The sequence below is a fragment of the Marinobacter halodurans genome (assembly GCF_004327985.1).
GTDB lineage: Bacteria > Pseudomonadota > Gammaproteobacteria > Pseudomonadales > Oleiphilaceae > Marinobacter_A > Marinobacter_A halodurans.
Map to the genome: position 1 here is coordinate 41,472 of NZ_SJDL01000024.1, position 18,302 is coordinate 59,773.

An 18,302-nucleotide genomic window follows, 5' to 3' on the forward strand; every position below is an offset into this window, starting at 1 on the left:
GCTGCGCTGGCGCGGGCCGGAACCCGCGCGAATTATTACAGGGAGGGCTTGGAATCGGGCTCCTTGTCGTGGATCTGGGCCATCTGCCGGACCTGTTCGCCCACCAGGCGGGGAACGCCGTCCGCCTGGTCCACCGCCAGTTCGACGGCGTGACGCTGGAACTCGATGCCGGGGTGGGCGTCGAGCAGCTTGTCCATCTTCTGCATCACGTCCTGCCACAGCTGGTCCTTGGTGGCCTTGTCCAGCTCCTCTTTGGGGCGATGGATCTCCAGCCAGACCTCATTACCGCTCATGCCCACCTTGACCGGCTGCCTGACGAACTGCACCGGCGTACCCTTGGGTACTTCGAACACCAGTTGGGAAATGTCGTCGTTGTACATGCGGATGCAGCCGTGGCTGACCTGCATGCCGATGCCGAACTTCTTGTTGGTGCCGTGGATCAGGTAGCCGTCCGCGCTCAGCTTGAGGGCATAGGGGCCAAGCGGGTTTTCCGGTCCGGGCGGAATCATCCGGGGCAGCGTTTCACCTTTCTCCTGGTATTCCTGGCGCACGCTGGTGGGCGGGTACCAGGCCGGCGACTCCAGGCGCATGGTGACCTTGGCTTTGGTCAGCGGCGACGGATTCTGCTCGGTGCCCACGCCCACCGGAAAGGTCTGCACGCCGTTGCCGGTATAGTAGTAGAGACGGAACTCCGCCAGGTTGATCACGATCCCCTTGCGCGGGGCGTCCGGCAGGATGTGCTGTTCCGGCAGGGTAATCTGCGTGCCGTCGCCGGGCAGCCAGGGGTCGACACCCGGGTTGGCATGGACCAGCTCCAGGTAGCCGATGCTGTTGCGGGTACCGATATCCGCAAACGTGTCTTCATAGCGGGTCTTCATGGTTGCCATGTGCCCGATCAGGTCGCCCTTGATCGGCATCACCGGTTGCCCGGCCAGTGCAGCCTGAGTGGAGAAAAGCAGGCAGGCTGCCATCAGGCCCCGTCTGAAACATGTCATTACTGAAATCCTTGGGACAGGTGTTCCGTCACTTCGTTGAACCGCAGGTCGGCAGGCATGCCGGCCGACCTGTTTACTTTATAGGCACCTTTTGGAAGAGCCCATTATTCCACAGAGCGCGGCGCGTTTCTTCTCCCGCACCGCCGGATTACGGCAAAAACGCATGACGAATCAGTAATCAGCCGGCCGTCAGGTTGATGCCGCTGAGGGCGCCCACCAGCGTCACGACGCCAAGCATGATAAACAGGCCGCAGGCAAACAGGCGGGCCGTTGCCAGTGGCATGCGGTCCATCAGCCATTGGCCGGCCAGGATGACCGGGACATTGGCCAGCAACATGCCAACCGTGGTGCCCAGGACCACCATCAGGGTGTCGTCGAAGCGGGCGGCAAGCACCACGGTCGCGATCTGTGTCTTGTCGCCGATTTCCGCCAGGAAAAACATGATCAGGGTAGCGAAGAAGGCGCCGAAGCGCAGCAGTCCCGCGTCCTCGCTGTCGTCCTTGTCAGGGATCAGCAGCCACAGCGCGATGGCGATGAAGCTGGTCGCCACAATCCAGGGCAGCCAGCTGGTCGGGATCAGCTTGGCTATCCAGGCGCCGAGCAGGGCCGACAGGGCGTGGTTGAGCAGTGTGGAAAACAGGATGCCCAGGATGATCGGCGTGCGTTTGCTGAAACGGCAGATCAGGAACAGGGACAGTAACTGGGTCTTGTCGCCGATTTCCGCGATGGCAACGGCGAAGGTCGAGGATAGGAACGCGTCCATTGAGTCTCCATGCAGGGGCGGATTTACGATGACACAGGGACAACCCGGCCTTCCGCCCCAACGGCAGACCGCGTTATCCCAGGTCTCGTCAATCCCTTTGCAGGTGGGACGTGGCAGCCATGAGGATGTGCCTCAAGTTTGTTGACCGCCACCCGGAAGGCCATCGCCCTTTGTGTGAAAGAGATGCCCTTCGCGGAGACTACTCCCCCGGAGATGCGCGAAGTTTACAGAACTCCCCGGGCCGGCACAACTTGACCTGCTGCCATTCGGTCAGGCGCAGGCGTTGTCGAGAAATCAAATGCGATCAATTGGCATTTGCGATTGAAGGGGGTGCCCGGTAAACTGCGGCCCATCCTGGCCAGCCCGTTCCCCGACCGGCTGGCGCTCATGCCCGCGGGAGCCGTTGCACAATGTCCCTGGCACAGCATATTGCCCGGAGTCACTTCTACGCCCTTTCGGCCGAGATCAATCCGGCGCTGGCCGGCGACCAGGTGCCGCCGCCTGGCCGGTGCCTGTGTGTACAGGACGATAATCGGGCCGTCCTGCAGACCCTCTACGCCAATCTCAGCGAAAGTTATCCGGAAGCCGGCATGCCCTACTGGTCGGTGCGCACCTGGGGGCTAATGGTGTGGCAGCCGATCATCCTGACGGTGATCGGCGTGCATGGCGCTGGGGTCCTCCCGCCGCTGGGGGCGCTGCGCCAGAACGTGGGCGAGCTGATGGTGTCGGGCTACAGCCTGCCGGAGGACGGCTGGGAGCATGGCCCGGAAGCGCAACTGCTCCAGCGTGGCGGACAGTCGCTGCGGGCACTGTGCGACAGCCTGCTGGCGGAACTGCGGGCGATCACCCCGATCAAGCCGCTCAACGCCCTGCGGCTGGTGGCGGACAGCCTGCTGAGTGCCATCGCCAGGCTGGATCGGATTCGCCCCGAACTGGCCCGGTCCCGGCGGCTGGAGTTGGCCCGGACCTGGTTGCAGGCGATGGGGCTGGAAGGTCAAAGTTCGCTGATGCCGCTGCCCCTGCCGGACGGCCGCACGACACTGGTGCTGGACCGAAAGGGTTGCTGCATGCATTACCGCCGCCACGACGGCGAGCTGTGTGCCACCTGTCCCAAGCTGAAGGGCGAGGAACGGCTCGCCCGCCTGCGACAAGAGCTGATGAACGACGCTTGAACTGAACGGCATACGCGTGCACCGGGACGGTCGGGACATCCTGGCGTTGCCGGAGCTGTCGATTTCCGGGCACGAATTCACGGTGATCCTCGGCCACGACGGCTCGGGCAAGTCGACGTTGATGAACCCGCTGGCGCGGCGGCGAGGGCGTTGAGCGTCACGCCGGGCGTCAGCCCGGAATCCGGCGTATGGGCCAGAGGGCGACCAGGACAAAGACGGTGACCAGCCACCAGGCGCTGTGGAAGGCGTCGATGGTGGGCAGGCCGTGGCTGTGATCGCCGTATTCCAGCGTCAGGGCCACGATGTTGACGCCGAAGGCGCCGCCCAATTGCCGGGTGAAGTTGATGATGCTGGAGCCGTAGCCCAGCTCATGGGGTTCCAGCGGGTTGAGGGCGCCGGTGGACAGGGAGGGCATGATCAGGCCCAGGCCGATGCGGCCGATCACGGCCCAGGTGGCCAGCCAGAAAAAGCCCGGCGCCTGGTCGGAAACCGCGAACAGTGCGGTGGACAGGGCAAACACCAGGATCCCGGCCATGACCATGCGTCGTGCCGGTTTGCGGTCGGCGAGCCAGCCGGCAATCGGGAAGGTGATGCCCAGGGCGATACCGGCCGGCAGCATCAACAGCCCGGCTTCGGTGGCGGAGAATTGCAGGGCGGACTGCACGAACAGCGGGATCAGGTAGGTCGACCCGAACAGGGCTAGCCCCAGCGCCACGGCCCCCAGGCAGGCGCTGCGGAATTCGGGGCGGCGCATTAGCCCCAGATGCAGCAGCGGGTTGTCGGCGCGGCGCTCGCGGCGGGCGAACAGGATCAGCGCCAGCAGCGCGAGGGCGCCGCTGACGGCGATGCGCGGGCCTTCGCCTTGGGCATGTTGCAGGGTGTTGAGCGCATCGAGACTGCTGGCGATGAACAGGGCCAGCCACAGGAAGCCGGCGAAGTCGAACCGGTATGGGGCCGGCTGGCTCACCGGCCAGGGCAGGTAGCGATACACCATGAACACGCCCAGCAGGGTTACCGGGACCGGCGCAAACATCACGTAGCGCCAGCTCAGCTGGTCGACGATGAAGCCGCCGATCACCGGCCCCAGCGCCGGTGCCAGGATCACACCCATGCCGTAGATTCCCATGGCCTGTCCGCGCTGCTCGCGGGGAAAGGCGCGGAACACCAGGTACATGGCCATCGGTTGCATCAGGCCGGCCATGGCGCCCATGCCGATGCGGGACAGGATCAGCCACTGTGGCGAGGTGGCAAATCCGCCGGCCACGGACATCACGCTGAACAGGATCATGGCGCTAGCGAGCGTCCGGCGCAGGCCGAAGTGATCCAGCAGCCAGCCGGTGGTGAGCATGGTGGTGGTCATGGCGGCGATGAAACCGGTGACCAGCCAGTGGGCCTGGCCCTGGCCGATCGCGAAGTAGGCCATGATGTCCGGCAGCGCGACGTTGACGATGGTCGCGCTGAGCACCGTCGCCATGGTGCCCAGCATCACCGTGGCGACCGCCAGCCAGCGCCAGCGGGCACCGTGACGTTCGCGCAGTGCGTCCAGACTGAAGTCTTTCAGGGGGGGAGCCTCCGTCCATGGCGTCGGCGGGAGATCGGGGAGGATTACTGTCCCTGCAGTTGCTCGGCGTTCTTCATGATACGGTTGAATACCCGGAGTACGACTTCCAGGTCGGCCTCGTCGACGCCCTCGAGCATTTCCTCGCGGAGCTTCTCGCCGCGGCTGTTGAGGTCGTCCATGAAGGCCTCGCCGGCTTTGGTCAGGTGAAGGCGGCGGGCACGGCGGTCTTTCTGGCAGGGGCGACGTTCGATCAGGCCCTGGCCTTCGAGGCTGTCCAGCAGGCGCACGAGTGTCGGGTTCTCGATGGCCATCAGGCTGGCCAATTCCCGCTGCGTCAGGCCTTCGCCGCCTTTCTGGAGGTAGACCATCGTGGTCCAGCGGGCCTGGGTGACGCCCAGGTCCTTGAGTCGTTCATCAAGCAGTTTGCGCCAGCGGCGGGTGACACGTGCCACGGCAAAAGGAAACTGGTCTTTCATCAAAAACTCCCGACAGGATGCGGTCACGCAGGGTGGATCGTAAAAGCGTGACATGGTCATTAATACTAGTTTGCTAACAGTTGTAATGAAAACAGATGCGGGATCGAAATTAACATGAGGGAAAACCGAAAGCGCTTTGCCTGGGCAATCTCTGTGTTATGAAACAACCGATTACAGGTTTCTACCGGGATCCGGACGGCGACTGGGTGGCGAGGCTGGCCTGCGGCCATGGCCAGCACGTCCGGCATCGACCGCCCTTTATCAACCGCCCCTGGGTCACGACCGCTGAGGGGCGGCGTGGCCGGCTGGGCGTCTGCCTGGACTGCCTGAAATGCGATCGCGGGGAGCCCGTCGACACCTCAGGCTGACGGTTCGGTGGCGGACTCCTCGGCGATTTCAGCGGCTTCCGGCGAAGTCTGGAATGTCTCGTTGCGCGGGTCCATCTCCGTCAGCACGGGCATGGCCTCGGGCATGGTGCTGACGAAGTGCTCCTGTTGCTCCACCGGAATGTCCTCGGTGGTCCAGATGTACCAGCCGGTGATACCCGCCAACAGGACCAGGAAGCCGGCGCTGCCCAGGAACAGGCCGCCCGGGCCGGTCAGGCTGATCAGCTCCGAGATCACCAGCGGGCCCAGCACGCTGCCGAGGCCATAGCTCAGCAGCAGCGTGGCGCTGGCGGCCACGATATGGGACTGTTCCATGCGGTCGTTGGTGATGGCCACGGCGATCGGGTACAGCGCCGCGGACAGACCGGTAAAGGCGCCCACGGCCGCGATCAGCAGGACGGGGTGGTCCACTCCCAGGAAAGCCGCCGCGCAGGCTGCCAGGGCCGCGACGATGGACAGCGTCAGCATCACCCGGCGCCGGTCGAAACGGTCGCAGACCCGGCCCATCGGCCAGGCCAGCAGCATGGCGGCGATGATGGCCGTGGCCATGAAAATGGAGGTCTGCGCCAGGTTCAGGCCGATCAGCGTGGCATAGACCGGCCCGAGGGCGTAGAAGGTGCCGATCAATACGCCGCAGATCAGAGCTCCCAGAACCCCGGTCGTGGACTGGCGCAGCATGGCGAAGATGGAAATCCGCGCCACCTGTCCGATGGCCGGCGCTTCCATCCGGGTCAGTGACAGGGGGATCAGTGACAGCGTCAGCAGGATCGCGGCAATCGTATAGAGCAGGAACGACGCCGGGTCGCCCAGGTTGACGATCAACTGGCCGGCGGCCACGGAGATGAAAAACACGATCTGGTAGACGGCGAACAGGGTGCCGCGATTGCTGTTGGTGGCGCGGCTGCTGAACCAGCTCTCCACCACCAGCAGGACCCCGGCCATGCTGAAACCGGACAGCACCCGCAGGACCGCCCAGAATGTCATCGACAGCGCCACCGGATACAGCAACGCCGTAACGGCCGTCATGGCCGAGAACACGGCGAAGGCGCGAATGTGCCCGACCCGCTCGATCACCCGGTTCACCGACAGGGTGCCGATCACGAATCCGATGGAATAGCAGGCCAGCACACGGCCGATGGTGCCGGGGTCAATGGATTCGAGCCCCAGCCGGATACCCAGCAGCGTCATCAGGAAGGCGTTGCCGCTGACCAGCAGCATGGTGCTGAGAATCAGGGCGGACAGGGAGGCGACCATTCGAGTCATGGCAAATTTCCGGAATTCCGTGGCGACAGCGGTTCAACTACACACCATAGCAGCCACCTGAGGAGCATGCCGGTTGTGGCCGATTTAATCAGAGGACGCTGTTGTAGGCGATTACGCACTTCCCGAATGGCGGATGTTACCTGAATGTAAGTGGTGGATTTCTCTGGAAACAGCCACACTAAGCGTTCATTGTTTAACGTTATTTGACATTAATGTGCCGTAACACGCGGCGTGTTGGGAAGCTGATAGCATATCGACTCTGGTTACGGATTGATCGGAATTCAATCAGTTGAGAAAGAGCGCCACATGATGAAAAAAACGGACTGGCCCATTCGATGGGATCTCCTGCTACGTTACCGCCTGATTGAGATTATCGCGTTATGGGAGGGTCGCCTGACGACCAACCATATCTGCCATGCTTTCGGGATTGGTCGTCAGCAGGCTTCGAAGGACATCAACACCTATCTGCGGGAGGTCGCGCCAGGCAACCTGGAGTACGACCGCCACCTGAAGGGCTACGTGCCTGCCGAGCAGTTTCGTCCCGCGGTGACGCAGGGGCGCTCTGACGAATACCTGGAGGTCCTGGGGCGCGACCATGCCCTGAGCGAGACCTTCGAGTCCCTGGATCTGGGGCTGCCGAATACCGAGATCCTGCACGTACCGCGTCGTCTGGCGGAGCCGGAAGTGGTGCGGCCGATCGTGCTGGCCACGCGCCAGGGGCGTCGGCTGGAAGCCGAATACTTCTCGCTGACCCGTCCCGAGGGCGAGCGGCGCACGCTCGAACCGCACACCCTGGTGTACAGCGGCCAGCGCTGGCATGTCCGTGCCTGGTGCGAAACCAACGGTGAGTACCGGGACTTCGTGCTCAGCCGGTTCCGCGGCGTGCCCCAGGTCCTGCCCGAGCGGAGCCGTCACAAGGCCCGTAACGACGAGGCCTGGAACACCACGGTCAACATCATCCTGCGGCCGGATCAGCGCCTGTCGGCCGACCAGCAGGCCATCGTGGCCAACGATTACGCCATGGTGAACGGCGAGCTGAAGATCGAGAGCCGGGCCGCCCTGGTGCGTTACATGCTGACCCTGGCCGGACTCAGCGGCGATACCCCGCACAGCGATCCACTGGTCCAGCAGCTGGAGCTGGCCAATCGCGAAGACCTGCAAGCCTGGCTGTAAGACTTGGCACCGGCGGATTCAGCCGTCCGCCACGTGCGAGGCCCGCCATTCACGGATTTCCCGGGCCCACCTCTCCGCACGGTCACGCCGGTTGAGCGTGGCCAGACCGATTGCCTGGTGCTCCGGGTCGTCCAGTTCGATCTGCACCTTGTGGCGATGCTGGGCCGATTCCATTTCCTGCCCGATGACATCAATGCTGACAATCTGTGCCGCCCGGAAGATCTGGTAACGGCCCGGCCAGACGACGGCAAAGCGGTCGGTGCCCTGCTCCGTCACCACCGTGAGGCTCGAGGACCAGCGCTGTCCGGGCACGAACCCCTGGCGCCTCAGCGCCGCCATCGACCGGTTCCGGCGACGCGCCTGGAACAGCATCAGCGCGCCAATGGCGACCAGGGCAATGACGATCAGGGCCACTGGATTGCTCATTGATTCTCTCCATTGCATCGGCTGCAGGTGTCGGGGACACTGCGTCCTCTCACCCTTCCCACGCATTATGGTTTTACGAGAGGCATCATGAAAGGCACAGCCGTGATCCTCGCCCTGCTGGGCGGCGTCCTGTTGTCCGGGCCGGCCCTGGCCGATCGGTGTGGCGACCGTTCCACACCCCTGTCGAAGGTCCAGGGCGGCGGCCAGGCCTCGCCGCTGGCCGGGCACCGCGTCGACGTTGAAGGCGTCATCACACTGGATGGCCGCGGGCCGGAGGGGCTCGGTGGCTTCTACCTGCAGGCCCTGCCCGGACACGCTGATAGCGATCCCACCACCTCGGACGCCGTATTCGTCTACACCCGGGCCAGTGGTGGCGCGGTGGGCCAGCATGTGCGGGTCAGCGGCCGGGTCAAGGAATACCATGGATTGACGGAAATCGCGGCCGGCTCCGAGGTGCGGGTCTGCGGCCGCAGCGGCCTGCCGGAGCCGGTGGTGCTGTCGTTCCCGCTGCCCGCCGACCCGGAAGCCCTGGAGGGCATGCGCACCCGCTTCGCCGATCCGGTGACGGTCGTCGACACCCATGACCTGGGGCGTTTCGGCGTGGTCACCCTGGCCGCGGACGATCCGCGCTACCCGGATTCGCTGGCGCCACAGGACCGGATCCTGCTGGATGACCGGCGTCTCGACCAGAATCCCGCCGATCTCCCGTTGCCCCGGCCGGGGCTGGCTGCCGATCACTCCCTGCGGGCCGGCAGCCTGCTGGCGCCGGTCCAGGGCGTCCTTGACTACCGTTACGATCGCTGGCGGCTGCAGCCGGACCGCTGGTCCACGGTCGTCGGCGGCAATGACCGCCCCGCCCGGCCAGAGGCGCCGGCGGACAATACCTTGCGGGTGGCCAGCTTCAACCTGCTCAACTTCTTCAACGGCGATGGCCGGGGGCAGGGGTTCCCGACCGCGCGGGGGGCCGACAGTGCCGCGGAGCTGGAGCGCCAGCGCCAGAAGCTGGCCAGTGCCATCGAGGGGCTGCGGGCCGATATCGTCGGCGTCATGGAGCTGGAGAATGACGGTCACGGACCGGAGTCCGCCGCCGCCGACCTGGTGGCGGCCCTGGGCCACGACTGGGCTTCGGTGCGCCCACAGGAGGCCGGCGACGATGCCATTCGCGTCGGCCTGCTGTACCGCGCCGATCGCGTTGAACCGGTCGGGGAAAGCGCCAGCCTGGACGAGTCGCCGTTCAATACCTACAGCCGCGTCCCGCTGGCGCAGACGTTCCGGATGCTCGACGGTGGCGGAACGCTGCGGGTGGTGGTCAACCACTTCAAGTCCCGCTCCTGCCGCCATGCCCGGGGAGCCAATGCCGACCAGCACGACGGCGAAGGCTGCTACGCGCCGGTCCGGGCCCGTTCCGCCCGGGTGCTGCGGGCGTGGCTGGCCGATCTTCCATCCCGCGACACGCTGGTGCTGGGGGATCTCAACAGCCATGCGTCCGATACGCCCCTGCAGATCCTGGCGGACGCGGGATTCCGGCGACCGTCCGTGCTGGCCGGCGACGATGGCTACAGCTACCGGTTCCACGGTGTGCGCGGCACGCTCGATTACATCCTGCCGGACCCGTCGTTGCGGGCCCGGGTCGTCGGCGGTGCGGTCTGGCATATCAACGCCGACGAGCCGCCGGTACTGGATTACAACCTCGAATACCATCCCGACGGCCGGGCGGTTCGCCTGTACGGACCGGGGCCGTGGCGCTCCTCGGACCATGACCCGGTCTACCTCGACCTGAGGCTGGGCGCCGACTGACCTGGTGTCCCGTTTGGTTGATTCGCTGACCAGACGGGACGCCTGACTGGCAATCGCGCCCCATCGCTGGCGACGGAGAAGCCATAGGACGGTGTGCGGGAGGGTTTAGACTCGGTCCAAAGGACACCACCGGACAAAAGGTCACGCCCCATGCTCGCCAACACGCCGCTGATCACTACTTTGCAGGACCGTCTGCCCAACCCCTGGCCCCTGGCCCGGACCGGACACCGCTGGCTGCAGCGGGCCAGGCGCCACAGCGCCATGATCGACGGCCATCGCATCGTCTGGCTGGAACGGGGCCGGCGGCGCAGTGACCGCCCCTCGATCGTCCTGCTGCATGGCCTGGCGGCGATGAAGGAGAACTGGAGCGCCTGGTTGCCCCTGTTCCCGGCGGACCGTCATGTGCTGGCGGTGGATATACCCGGTTTTGGCGAGAGCGATTACCGGGTTGGAGCGGACTATGGCTACTGCGTCCAGGCCCGGCGCCTGCTGCAATGGCTCGGCGCAGCCGGGTTGGGCCAGGTGCATCTGGTGGGCAGTTCCATGGGGGGCGCCATTGCCACGATCATGGCCGCCCATGGTGGGGAGCGCGTGGCCTCGCTGACGGTGATGAACAGTGCCGGTATTCCGGCGCGGCCGGACATCGACCTGAGCCGGCCCCCGCGCTTCGACTCAAGCCTGCTGCTACCGGAAGACTGGCCCGGCCTCTACCGGATGTTCAACAGCGTGGGTAACGGCACGCCGACGGTAGCCGGCCTGGCCATGGTCGGCCTGCTGGGCGTCGACCTGCTGCGTCGCTCGGGGCAGAACCGCCATGTGTTCTCCGACCTGGTGGCCGATGCCTACGCACCGGCCCGGGAGCTGGGCGCGGACCTGCCACCGCTGCTGGTGCTCTGGGGCGACCGGGACCGGATTACCCTGCCCGGCTGTGTGGATTTCTACCGCGAGCAGGTACCCCATGCGGAAGTGCACATGCTGCCGAAAGTGGGGCATCTGCCCATGCTGGAGCAACCACGCCGGTCCCACCGCATCCTGATGGATTTCCTGGGCCGTCATACCTCGAAATAGCCGTTCGCTGGCCTCCGCATCCCGACAATTGGCCCCCTCATCCCGTTGACGCGTCACTGGAGTCATGGGGTCGATCGCGTGATCCGGTCATAATCGATTGCACCAGTGTCACATAACAATAATGCAACTCTGAGGACGGATGACATGCCTGCTGTCGCATCACAGGTTCAGGATCTGGGCTTACCGGCGATTTACCTGCACACCATTGCCGAACTGCTGCGCCAGCGCGGCGTGGACGACCGGGCATTGCTGACGCGGGTCGGTCTGGATCCGGCGTGCCTGGCGGATGACGACGTCCGGGTTTCCCTCTCCCAGGCCAGCGAGTTCGTCACCCGGGCCATTGTCGAGAGCGGCGAGCCGGGCCTCGGTGTCCTGCTGGCCTCGGAGCTGCGCCTGCCGTTGCACGGCGCCCTGGGCATCGCCGCCATGAACAGCCGCACGCTGGGCGAGGCGATGGACCTGATGGTGCGCTACCTGTCGCTGCGAGCACCGCACCTGCGGATCTTCTGTGTGACGGAGGGGGATACCACGACCCTGCGTGTGGTGGCCAGCCTGGAACTGGGGCCGTTACAGAGCTTCATCATGGATGCGATGGTGTTCGGCTGCGTGGCCATGGGAATCCAACTGTTGGGTGAACCGGTCCGTGGTGCCCGGGTGCATCGTCGGGGGCGGGAGCCTTCGTATATCCAGCGCTTCCGCGACCGGATCCCCCTGCCGGTTCACTACGAGTGCGACGAAGATGCCATCGTCATCCCCAACCGCGCGCTGGCGGCGCCGATCCAGTTCAGCGACGACGAGGTGGCGCGGGCTTCGCGGCAGCAGTGTGAGCAGGCGCTGCATCGCCTGACCGAAGACGCCGGCTTCGGCGCCCGGGTGCGCCGTGTGATCGAGACCAGTCATCCCTTCCCACCCAAGCTGGGTCGTGTGGCCGGCACCCTGTTCGTCTCCGAACGAACGCTCAAACGCCGTTTGCAGGAAGAAAGTATCAGCTTCCAGCAACTGGTGGACCAGGTGCGGCTGGAGCGGGCCCGGGATCTGCTCGCCAATACCCGTATGAGCCTGAGCCAGATCGCCGATGCCCTTGGCTACGCCGATGCCGCCAACTTCACCCGGGCCTTCAAGCGCTGGACCGGCATCAGTCCGAGCGCCCATCGCAACCGCCGGCAGCCCCTGGCGGCCGTCGATTGACCGCCCCGCCGTTACCGGGCGATTACCTTTCCGTCAGGACCATGGCCGACGTCTTGCGGCTCTGGCATTATCCGAACCGCTGTCCGGCTTCCGCCGGTGATCGATCCATCTGATCAAGGAGTACTGCATGCGATTCGGACTTTCCCTGTGGCTGGCTGCCCTGTTGGCGATCAACGTACCTGCGGCCTTCGCGGACGATGACAGGAGAGACGCCGAAACCCTCGGTTTCGTCGAATGGGTGGTGTTGCAGGATTCCGGCGTGCGGCTCAAGGCCCGGCTGGATACCGGTGCCAGGACGTCATCGCTGCATGCGGTCAACGTGGAGCCGTTTGAGAAGGACGGTAAACGTTGGGTCAGCTTCGAATTGCCGCTGGACGACCACAAGTCGCCCGAAGACGCCGACGACGATAACATCGTTCTCCAGTTCGAGCGGCCGGTGGAGAGAACGGTCCTGATCAAGCGCAAGGGGGCCGGATCCCAGCGCCGGTACGTCGTGAGAATGGATTTCTGCATCGCCGGCGAAAAGCACGAGACCCAGTTTTCGCTGACCGACCGCAGCCGGTTCAACTATGCGGTCCTGCTGGGTCGACGGTTCCTTGGGGATGACAACATCCTGGTGGATTCATCGGACAGCTTCCAGGCGTCCAGGGAGTGCGACTACGAGACCCTGGAGGAACTGGAGCAGGAACGCGACGCGGACTAACCCAGTGTTCTTGCCGCCTGCCAGGCCCGGGCCTGCTCACAGATCCGGGCCACATCCCGGCTGAACCGCTCCGGCGTTGCCCGCATGTCGGCCAGCGTGAACCAGCCGGTGGCGCGGGCATCGTCGCCGGCCACCGGATCGCCACCCCGATCTTCACAGACCACCGGGCAGAGAATGAAATGATGCGCCTCCGTCAGCACGTCCAGCGGGGGCAGGCGCCCAAGCGGCGCGGCATCGAGGCCTGTTTCCTCCCTCAGCTCCCGCAGTGCCGCCTGCTCCAGACTTTCGCCCCATTCCAGCTTGCCTCCGGCATGCCCCCAGAGCCCGGCGTCCGGCGGATTGTTGCGTTGCACCAGCAGGAAGGCGCCGTCGCGTTCCAGGATGACAATGACGGCGGGGCGAGGATTGGGCATGACGTTCTTCTCCTGTTCTGCGGGGTTATTCTAGCAGCCCTGGATGGCAGCCTTCCCTGGTGGCCGTTTTGCCCGGATTTCCGTCCCCGGAAGCCATTCCCTGCTGGCGATTCGCTGATAAAGTGCTATTTAAAGTAGGTGCTTTAATTAAGCCTCCAGCAGACACCCCGATAAAAACGAGGATGATCCGATGAAAGAACTCCAGAACAAGGTAGCGGCCATCACCGGCGCCGGCTCCGGCATCGGCCGGGCCCTGGCGGTCAATCTGGCCGGCCGCGGCTGCCGCCTGGCCCTGTCCGACGTCAACGAGGCGGGTCTGAAGGAGACGGCGGCCGCCTGTGATGCCGTGGAAGCCAGGACCTACCTGCTGGATGTCTCCGACCGGGATGCCATCTACGCCCATGCGGAGGCCGTCGCCAAGGATTTCGGCCAGGTGAACCTGGTGATCAATAACGCCGGTGTGGCGCTGTCGGCGTCGGTCCGTGAGATGACCGACGAGGACTTCAAGTGGATCATGGACATCGACTTCTGGGGTGTGGCCCACGGCACGCGGGCGTTCCTGCCGCACCTGATCAGCTCCGGGGACGGCCACGTGGTGAACATCTCCAGCGTGTTCGGCCTGATTGGCGTGCCCAAGCAGAGCGCCTATAACGCCGCCAAGTTTGCGGTGCGCGGCTTCACCGAAGCGCTGCGTCAGGAGATGGCGCTGGAAAACCAGCCGGTCACCGTCAGCTGCGTCCACCCGGGCGGCATCAAGACCAACATCGCCCGGGCCGCACGCATGGGCAAATCCGAGAATGCCGAAGCCCAGCGTAATGGCTTCGACAAACTGGCCATGACCCCCCCCGAAAAGGCGGCGGATATCATCGTTCGCGGGATCGAAAAGGACGAGTCGCGCATCCTGGTGGGGCCGGACGCCTGGGGCATCGAAGTGCTGAACCGCGCGCTTGGCGCCGCCTACCAGCCGCTGGTGGCACGCTTCTCACGCAAGAACCTGTACGTTTGACCGGTCCCGCCAGGGCCGGACGGTTGTTATCCGGCCCTGGCGGAATTACGGGCGTTACAGCGTGATCTTCGCGCCCATCACGTCCAGGAATTTGGCGATCCATGCCGGATGCGCCGGCCAGGCCGGGGCCGTGACCAGGTTGCCATCCACATGGGCTTCGTTCACCTCGATGGACTGATACCTGCCGCCGGCACCGGTGACTTCCGGCGCGCAGGCGGGATAGGCGGAACAGTCCCGACCTTCCAGCACGCCCGCGGCGGCCAGCAGTTGGGCGCCGTGGCAGATGGCGGCGACCGGCTTGTTGGTCTCGAAGAAGTGCCGCACCACGTTCAGCACGTCCTCATTCAGGCGCAGGTATTCCGGCGCCCGGCCGCCCGGGATCACCAGTCCGTCATAGTCTGACGGGTTGACCGCCGCGAAGGTGGCGTTCAGGGCAAAGTTGTGGCCGGGCTTTTCCGAGTAGGTCTGGTCGCCCTCGAAGTCGTGGATGGCGGTGCGGACGGTCTCGCCGGATTTCTTGTCCGGGCATACGGCATGCACTTCGTAGCCCACCGCCATCAGCGCCTGGAACGGCACCATCACTTCATAATCCTCGACATAGTCGCCGACCAGCATTAGCAGACGTTTCATGTTCGAATCCCTCCTGTTGGCATGATCCGATTCAATCCGGACGAACCTTAAACCTTCACCCAAAGCGGGTTTCTGTCAAATGAACCTTTGTCGTAGAGCAATCGAAAAATGAGGGTGGGTTCAGTGGAGGTGGCAATGACCTTGGGAGTCTGAAACCAATGGAGGCCATCGCTTCCGTCACCTAAGAGGGCCGTCCCTGGCCGCTTATGTGACGAGGACGTCCTGTCCTCTGCTCCAGCGATGGCCTCCATTGGTTTCGATCGGGCCTCGTGCAGAACGTCCATGGTGCGCGGACAGCGATCAGGACCTCGGAGTGAATGATGGGCGCCTGGCGGCGCCTCAGAAGCTGAAGCATCTGCTATATGTTTGGGGGTGGCTTCTTGAATGTAGCCGACGCTTCAGCTTCGGAGCTGTCCGCAGGACAGCCGGTGTTATCCCGAGCTTCTCGACCATGTCCCCAAAAAAAAGCCCGCTCAAAGGCGGGCTCGAACGGGCAGGCAAGGACTTCGGATTACTGCAGGGTCCGGCGGTTGCCGTTGCGGTATTGCGGTGCAATATGCTCGGCCACCTGGGCCTTGAAGCGGGCGATCAGCTCGCTGTTGTCGTGCTCCCAGGGATGGAAACCGGGCTTGAAGTACTCCATCCAGGTGGGGATCAGGCTGGAGAAAACGCCATCGGTGCCCCACATGCGCCACATCCCTTTACCCACGTCCGTCAGCGAGAAGCCGCGCTTGTCGTTCCACATCATGCGGGCGGTGAAGTAGGTGGTCATCACGCCTAGCAGTGCCGTGCTCAGGATCTGGTAGAACGAGCGCTCCAGGTAGGTGCCGCCCACTTCCTGGAAGACGTCGTAGGTCACCGCCTTGTGCTCGGTTTCCTCGATGGCGTGCCAGACCCACAGCGGGCGCATGGTGTCGTGCATGTCTTCGCGCACGTCGTCACGCTCGAGCAGCATGTCGGCCATCATGGCGGTCATGTGCTCCAGGGCACAGGTGATGGCCAGCTGGTGGCGCTTGGGCAGGCGCTTGCCGAAACCGTCCAGCAGTATGCGCAGGTGGTGTTCCATGTCTTCCACCGGCATGTCCTGGTCGCGCACGTGCTGGTTCATGGCGATGTGTTCCAGCGAGTGCATGGCCTCCTGGCCGATAAAGCCGGCGACTTCTTTCTTAAGGGCCGGATCGGTGATCTGGTCCCGGTAGTAGCGGACGGAGTCGACGAAGAACTGCTCGCCCTGCGGGAACAGCACCGACAGCGCGTTCATCATGTGGCTCAGGAACGGGCTGTTGTCGAGCCAGTAACGGGGTACCTGGTCGCCGAACTCGAAGCCCATGCGCTGGGGTTTGATGTCCACATGATCCGGTTTACGGACGGCTGCCTTCCTGTTCGCGGTCGCTGTTCTCAGCATGGATCCTCCTATGCGCCAAACGTCGGGGCGCTCATGGCTCAAGCCTGTGTCGATGAGAGGTGATGGATGACACAAGCCGCGATGTCATGGGTTCAGTCTGCGGGGCGCAACGGTTTTCGACCATGCGCAAAGGGGACGGCGGTCGTGGATGATGGGACATTCGGGCGATTTTGCGTGCCTGAATTGACCGGAACGACAGGATTTCCGGGCGCTGCGCCGAATAGTGAGGGCAGGGCTTCTGGTAGCATCGGTGCCATGACAGTGGTCCGCCACGGGCCCACTCCCGGATCGAACGAAAGAAGGAAACAGGATGGCCAAGGTGAGTCCGGATCGAGAGCGCCAGATGCTGGGGCTGTTCCTGCTGCCCGGTGTGTATTTGCGTGTGCTGGGGGACACTGTCAAGCGACTGGGCTTTGACGACCGGCCGTTGTACGAAGGCCTCAGCTTTTCCCGGAGCGATCTGCAGGCGGCCGACAGCCGGGTGTTCGTCACCGATGCCGTGGTTATGGCGGATCGTGCCGTGGCCCTGGCCGGCCATAAAGGCCTCAGCTTTGCCCTGGCGCGCGAACTGCGGGTCACCATCCATGGGACCCTGGGTTTCGCCGCGCTGACCAGCCCGACGGTGGGCGGGGCACTGGATTCCGTGCGTCGCTACCTGCAACTGCGGGCGCCCTTTCTCAGCCTGATCATGCGGGATACCGGCGAGCACGTACTGGTCCAGCTCAAGGCGGAAGTCGAGGTGCCCTCGCTCTATCACTTCCTGGCGGAAACGGTGATGGCGACGCTGGTCCTGCTGGCGGAACAGTTGGTGGACCACGCCAGCGGCGAGGAGCTGGGTTTCGAGCTGCGCGACGGCAAGCTGCCCGGGGTGTCGGCGCGACTGTCCTGCCCGGAACCGGCCTATTACCGGGAGTATGCCCATCAGTTGCCGATCCGGTTCGACTACAACGCCGATGCGGAAATGCTGATATTCCCGAAAGGCTTCCTGGATATCCGCATGCGCCTGGCGGATGCCGATGCCTCGGACATGGCCCGCAGCCAGTGCGAGTTCGAGTTGCAGAAAGCGTTGAAGGAACAGGGGGATATCGTCATCGCCATCCGCAACATGCTGCACGTGATGCCCGGGCCCCTGCCGTCGCTGGAAGACATGGCGGAGCGCTTCTGCGTGTCGTCGCGCACCCTGAAGCGCCGGCTGGCGGATCGGGAGACCACCTACCGTGAAATTGTCGAAGCGGTCCTCAAGGATCGCGCCATCCAGCTGCTGCGCTACACGAATCAATCGATTAGCGAAATTGCCTACGAGCTGGGTTATGCTGATCTCTCCAACTTCAGTCGCGCTTTCCGCAAGTGGACCGGCAAGTCGGCGAGCGAATTCCGCGAGGACGGGCCGGACCCGGCGCCGGAACTCGGGCCCTGAGCCCCGGTCTGCAAGTGTGACTGATCGAGACACCTCATCTGGCTGGAGAGGCACGCATGCCGCAGACGGACACGCACAGCAAGCTGTTTGGCTATCTGCTCTGGATTTTCGGGTTCCTGGGGTCGCACCGTTTCTACTACGGCAAGCCGGTCACCGGGACCATCTGGTTTTTCACCCTGGGTCTGTTCTTTATCGGCTGGATCATCGACCTGTTCCTGATCCCGTCGATGGACCGGGAAGCCGATTTCCGCTTCCGCGGCGGCGATACCAGCTACAACATCGCTTGGCTGCTGCTCACCTTCTTGGGAGCGTTCGGTGTTCATCGCATGTACATGGGCAAGTGGATCACCGGTGTGATCTACCTGCTGACCCTGGGACTGTGCGGTCTGGGGGTGCTCTATGACTTCTGGACGCTGAATGACCAGATCTCGGTGAAGAACGCGTCCATCATGGACTGATT

Annotated in this window: 20 protein-coding genes; 11 read left to right on the forward strand and 9 right to left on the reverse strand. The window is 64.3% G+C overall.

From position 1 onward, the window contains the following. Positions 1 to 35: 35 nt before the first annotated feature. Positions 36 to 971 carry a L,D-transpeptidase family protein gene (locus tag EZI54_RS14850; protein WP_242674481.1) on the reverse strand — a complete coding sequence of 312 codons (936 nt, stop codon included), beginning with the start codon at positions 969 to 971 and terminating at the stop codon, positions 36 to 38. Positions 972 to 1,173: 202 nt separating this feature from the next. Further along, positions 1,174 to 1,758 carry a TMEM165/GDT1 family protein gene (locus EZI54_RS14855; RefSeq protein ID WP_131482672.1) on the reverse strand — a complete coding sequence of 195 codons (585 nt, stop codon included), beginning with the start codon at positions 1,756 to 1,758 and terminating at the stop codon, positions 1,174 to 1,176. 410 nt (positions 1,759 to 2,168) lie between these two features. Here EZI54_RS14855 and EZI54_RS14860 point away from each other — a divergent pair, with 410 nt between their 5' ends. Then, positions 2,169 to 2,930 (forward strand): siderophore ferric iron reductase, encoded by a 762-nt coding sequence (locus EZI54_RS14860; RefSeq protein ID WP_131482673.1) that lies wholly within the window; start codon positions 2,169 to 2,171, stop codon positions 2,928 to 2,930. Between the two features lie 16 nt (positions 2,931 to 2,946). Further along, on the forward strand, positions 2,947 to 3,084 hold the full coding sequence (locus EZI54_RS14865; RefSeq protein ID WP_207389227.1) for a hypothetical protein: 138 nt from the start codon (positions 2,947 to 2,949) through the stop codon (positions 3,082 to 3,084). Between the two features lie 15 nt (positions 3,085 to 3,099). Here EZI54_RS14865 and EZI54_RS14870 read toward each other — a convergent pair whose 3' ends face one another. Together EZI54_RS14870 and slyA are read right to left on the reverse strand one after the other, a co-directional pair. Beyond that, positions 3,100 to 4,416, reverse strand: coding sequence for an MDR family MFS transporter (locus EZI54_RS14870; RefSeq protein WP_423227003.1), 1,317 nt, complete (start codon positions 4,414 to 4,416; stop codon positions 3,100 to 3,102). Positions 4,417 to 4,535: 119 nt separating this feature from the next. Beyond that, positions 4,536 to 4,967 (reverse strand): transcriptional regulator SlyA, encoded by a 432-nt coding sequence (gene slyA, locus EZI54_RS14875; protein ID WP_131482676.1) that lies wholly within the window; start codon positions 4,965 to 4,967, stop codon positions 4,536 to 4,538. A gap of 158 nt (positions 4,968 to 5,125) precedes the next feature. Between slyA and EZI54_RS14880 the strand changes: the two genes are divergently transcribed. After that, entirely contained in the window at positions 5,126 to 5,335 is a 210-nt protein-coding gene (locus tag EZI54_RS14880) for a DUF3565 domain-containing protein (RefSeq protein WP_131482677.1), read from the forward strand. Here the strand turns inward: EZI54_RS14880 and EZI54_RS14885 are convergent. Next, entirely contained in the window at positions 5,327 to 6,616 is a 1,290-nt protein-coding gene (locus tag EZI54_RS14885) for an MFS transporter (protein ID WP_131482678.1), read from the reverse strand. The genes EZI54_RS14880 and EZI54_RS14885 overlap by 9 nt on opposite strands. 309 nt (positions 6,617 to 6,925) lie before the next feature. On the opposite strand from EZI54_RS14885, the gene EZI54_RS14890 reads away from it, so the two are divergent. Continuing rightward, entirely contained in the window at positions 6,926 to 7,789 is an 864-nt protein-coding gene (locus EZI54_RS14890; protein ID WP_131482703.1) for a helix-turn-helix transcriptional regulator, read from the forward strand. Positions 7,790 to 7,807: 18 nt separating this feature from the next. Here the strand turns inward: EZI54_RS14890 and EZI54_RS14895 are convergent, their stop codons facing one another. Continuing rightward, a complete protein-coding gene (locus EZI54_RS14895) occupies positions 7,808 to 8,215 on the reverse strand; it encodes a hypothetical protein (protein WP_131482679.1) in 408 nt (135 codons plus the stop codon). A gap of 87 nt (positions 8,216 to 8,302) precedes the next feature. Here EZI54_RS14895 and EZI54_RS14900 point away from each other — a divergent pair, with 87 nt between their 5' ends. The 4 genes from EZI54_RS14900 (at position 8,303) to EZI54_RS14915 (ending at position 12,971) form a co-directional block, all read left to right on the forward strand. Continuing rightward, complete coding sequence (locus EZI54_RS14900; protein ID WP_131482680.1) at positions 8,303 to 10,012, forward strand: ExeM/NucH family extracellular endonuclease; 1,710 nt, start codon at positions 8,303 to 8,305, stop codon at positions 10,010 to 10,012. A gap of 150 nt (positions 10,013 to 10,162) precedes the next feature. Further along, positions 10,163 to 11,080, forward strand: a complete 918-nt coding sequence (locus EZI54_RS14905) for an alpha/beta fold hydrolase (protein ID WP_207389228.1) — start codon at positions 10,163 to 10,165, stop codon at positions 11,078 to 11,080. 144 nt (positions 11,081 to 11,224) lie between these two features. Beyond that, the gene (locus tag EZI54_RS14910) at positions 11,225 to 12,268 is read left to right on the forward strand and encodes an AraC family transcriptional regulator (protein WP_131482681.1); all 1,044 of its coding nucleotides are present in this window, start codon (positions 11,225 to 11,227) and stop codon (positions 12,266 to 12,268) included. 127 nt (positions 12,269 to 12,395) lie between these two features. Continuing rightward, positions 12,396 to 12,971, forward strand: coding sequence for an ATP-dependent zinc protease family protein (locus tag EZI54_RS14915; protein ID WP_131482682.1), 576 nt, complete (start codon positions 12,396 to 12,398; stop codon positions 12,969 to 12,971). On the opposite strand, the gene EZI54_RS14920 is transcribed toward EZI54_RS14915, so the two are convergent. Beyond that, positions 12,968 to 13,384, reverse strand: a complete 417-nt coding sequence (locus EZI54_RS14920) for an NUDIX hydrolase (protein WP_131482683.1) — start codon at positions 13,382 to 13,384, stop codon at positions 12,968 to 12,970. The two genes, EZI54_RS14915 and EZI54_RS14920, sit on opposite strands and share 4 nt — an antisense overlap. 190 nt (positions 13,385 to 13,574) lie before the next feature. Here EZI54_RS14920 and EZI54_RS14925 point away from each other — a divergent pair, with 190 nt between their 5' ends. Then, positions 13,575 to 14,390, forward strand: coding sequence for an SDR family NAD(P)-dependent oxidoreductase (locus EZI54_RS14925; RefSeq protein WP_131482684.1), 816 nt, complete (start codon positions 13,575 to 13,577; stop codon positions 14,388 to 14,390). A gap of 54 nt (positions 14,391 to 14,444) precedes the next feature. On the opposite strand, the gene EZI54_RS14930 is transcribed toward EZI54_RS14925, so the two are convergent. Together EZI54_RS14930 and EZI54_RS14935 are read right to left on the reverse strand one after the other, a co-directional pair. After that, a complete protein-coding gene (locus EZI54_RS14930; RefSeq protein WP_131482685.1) occupies positions 14,445 to 15,020 on the reverse strand; it encodes a DJ-1/PfpI family protein in 576 nt (191 codons plus the stop codon). 511 nt (positions 15,021 to 15,531) lie between these two features. Next, positions 15,532 to 16,425, reverse strand: coding sequence for a metal-dependent hydrolase (locus tag EZI54_RS14935; RefSeq protein WP_131482686.1), 894 nt, complete (start codon positions 16,423 to 16,425; stop codon positions 15,532 to 15,534). Positions 16,426 to 16,735: 310 nt separating this feature from the next. Between EZI54_RS14935 and EZI54_RS14940 the strand changes: the two genes are divergently transcribed. Continuing rightward, positions 16,736 to 17,842: a helix-turn-helix transcriptional regulator gene (locus EZI54_RS14940; RefSeq protein ID WP_131482687.1), complete on the forward strand. Its 1,107-nt coding sequence runs from the start codon at positions 16,736 to 16,738 to the stop codon at positions 17,840 to 17,842. 56 nt (positions 17,843 to 17,898) lie between these two features. Further along, entirely contained in the window at positions 17,899 to 18,300 is a 402-nt protein-coding gene (locus EZI54_RS14945; protein WP_123633573.1) for an NINE protein, read from the forward strand. Positions 18,301 to 18,302: the final 2 nt, after the last annotated feature.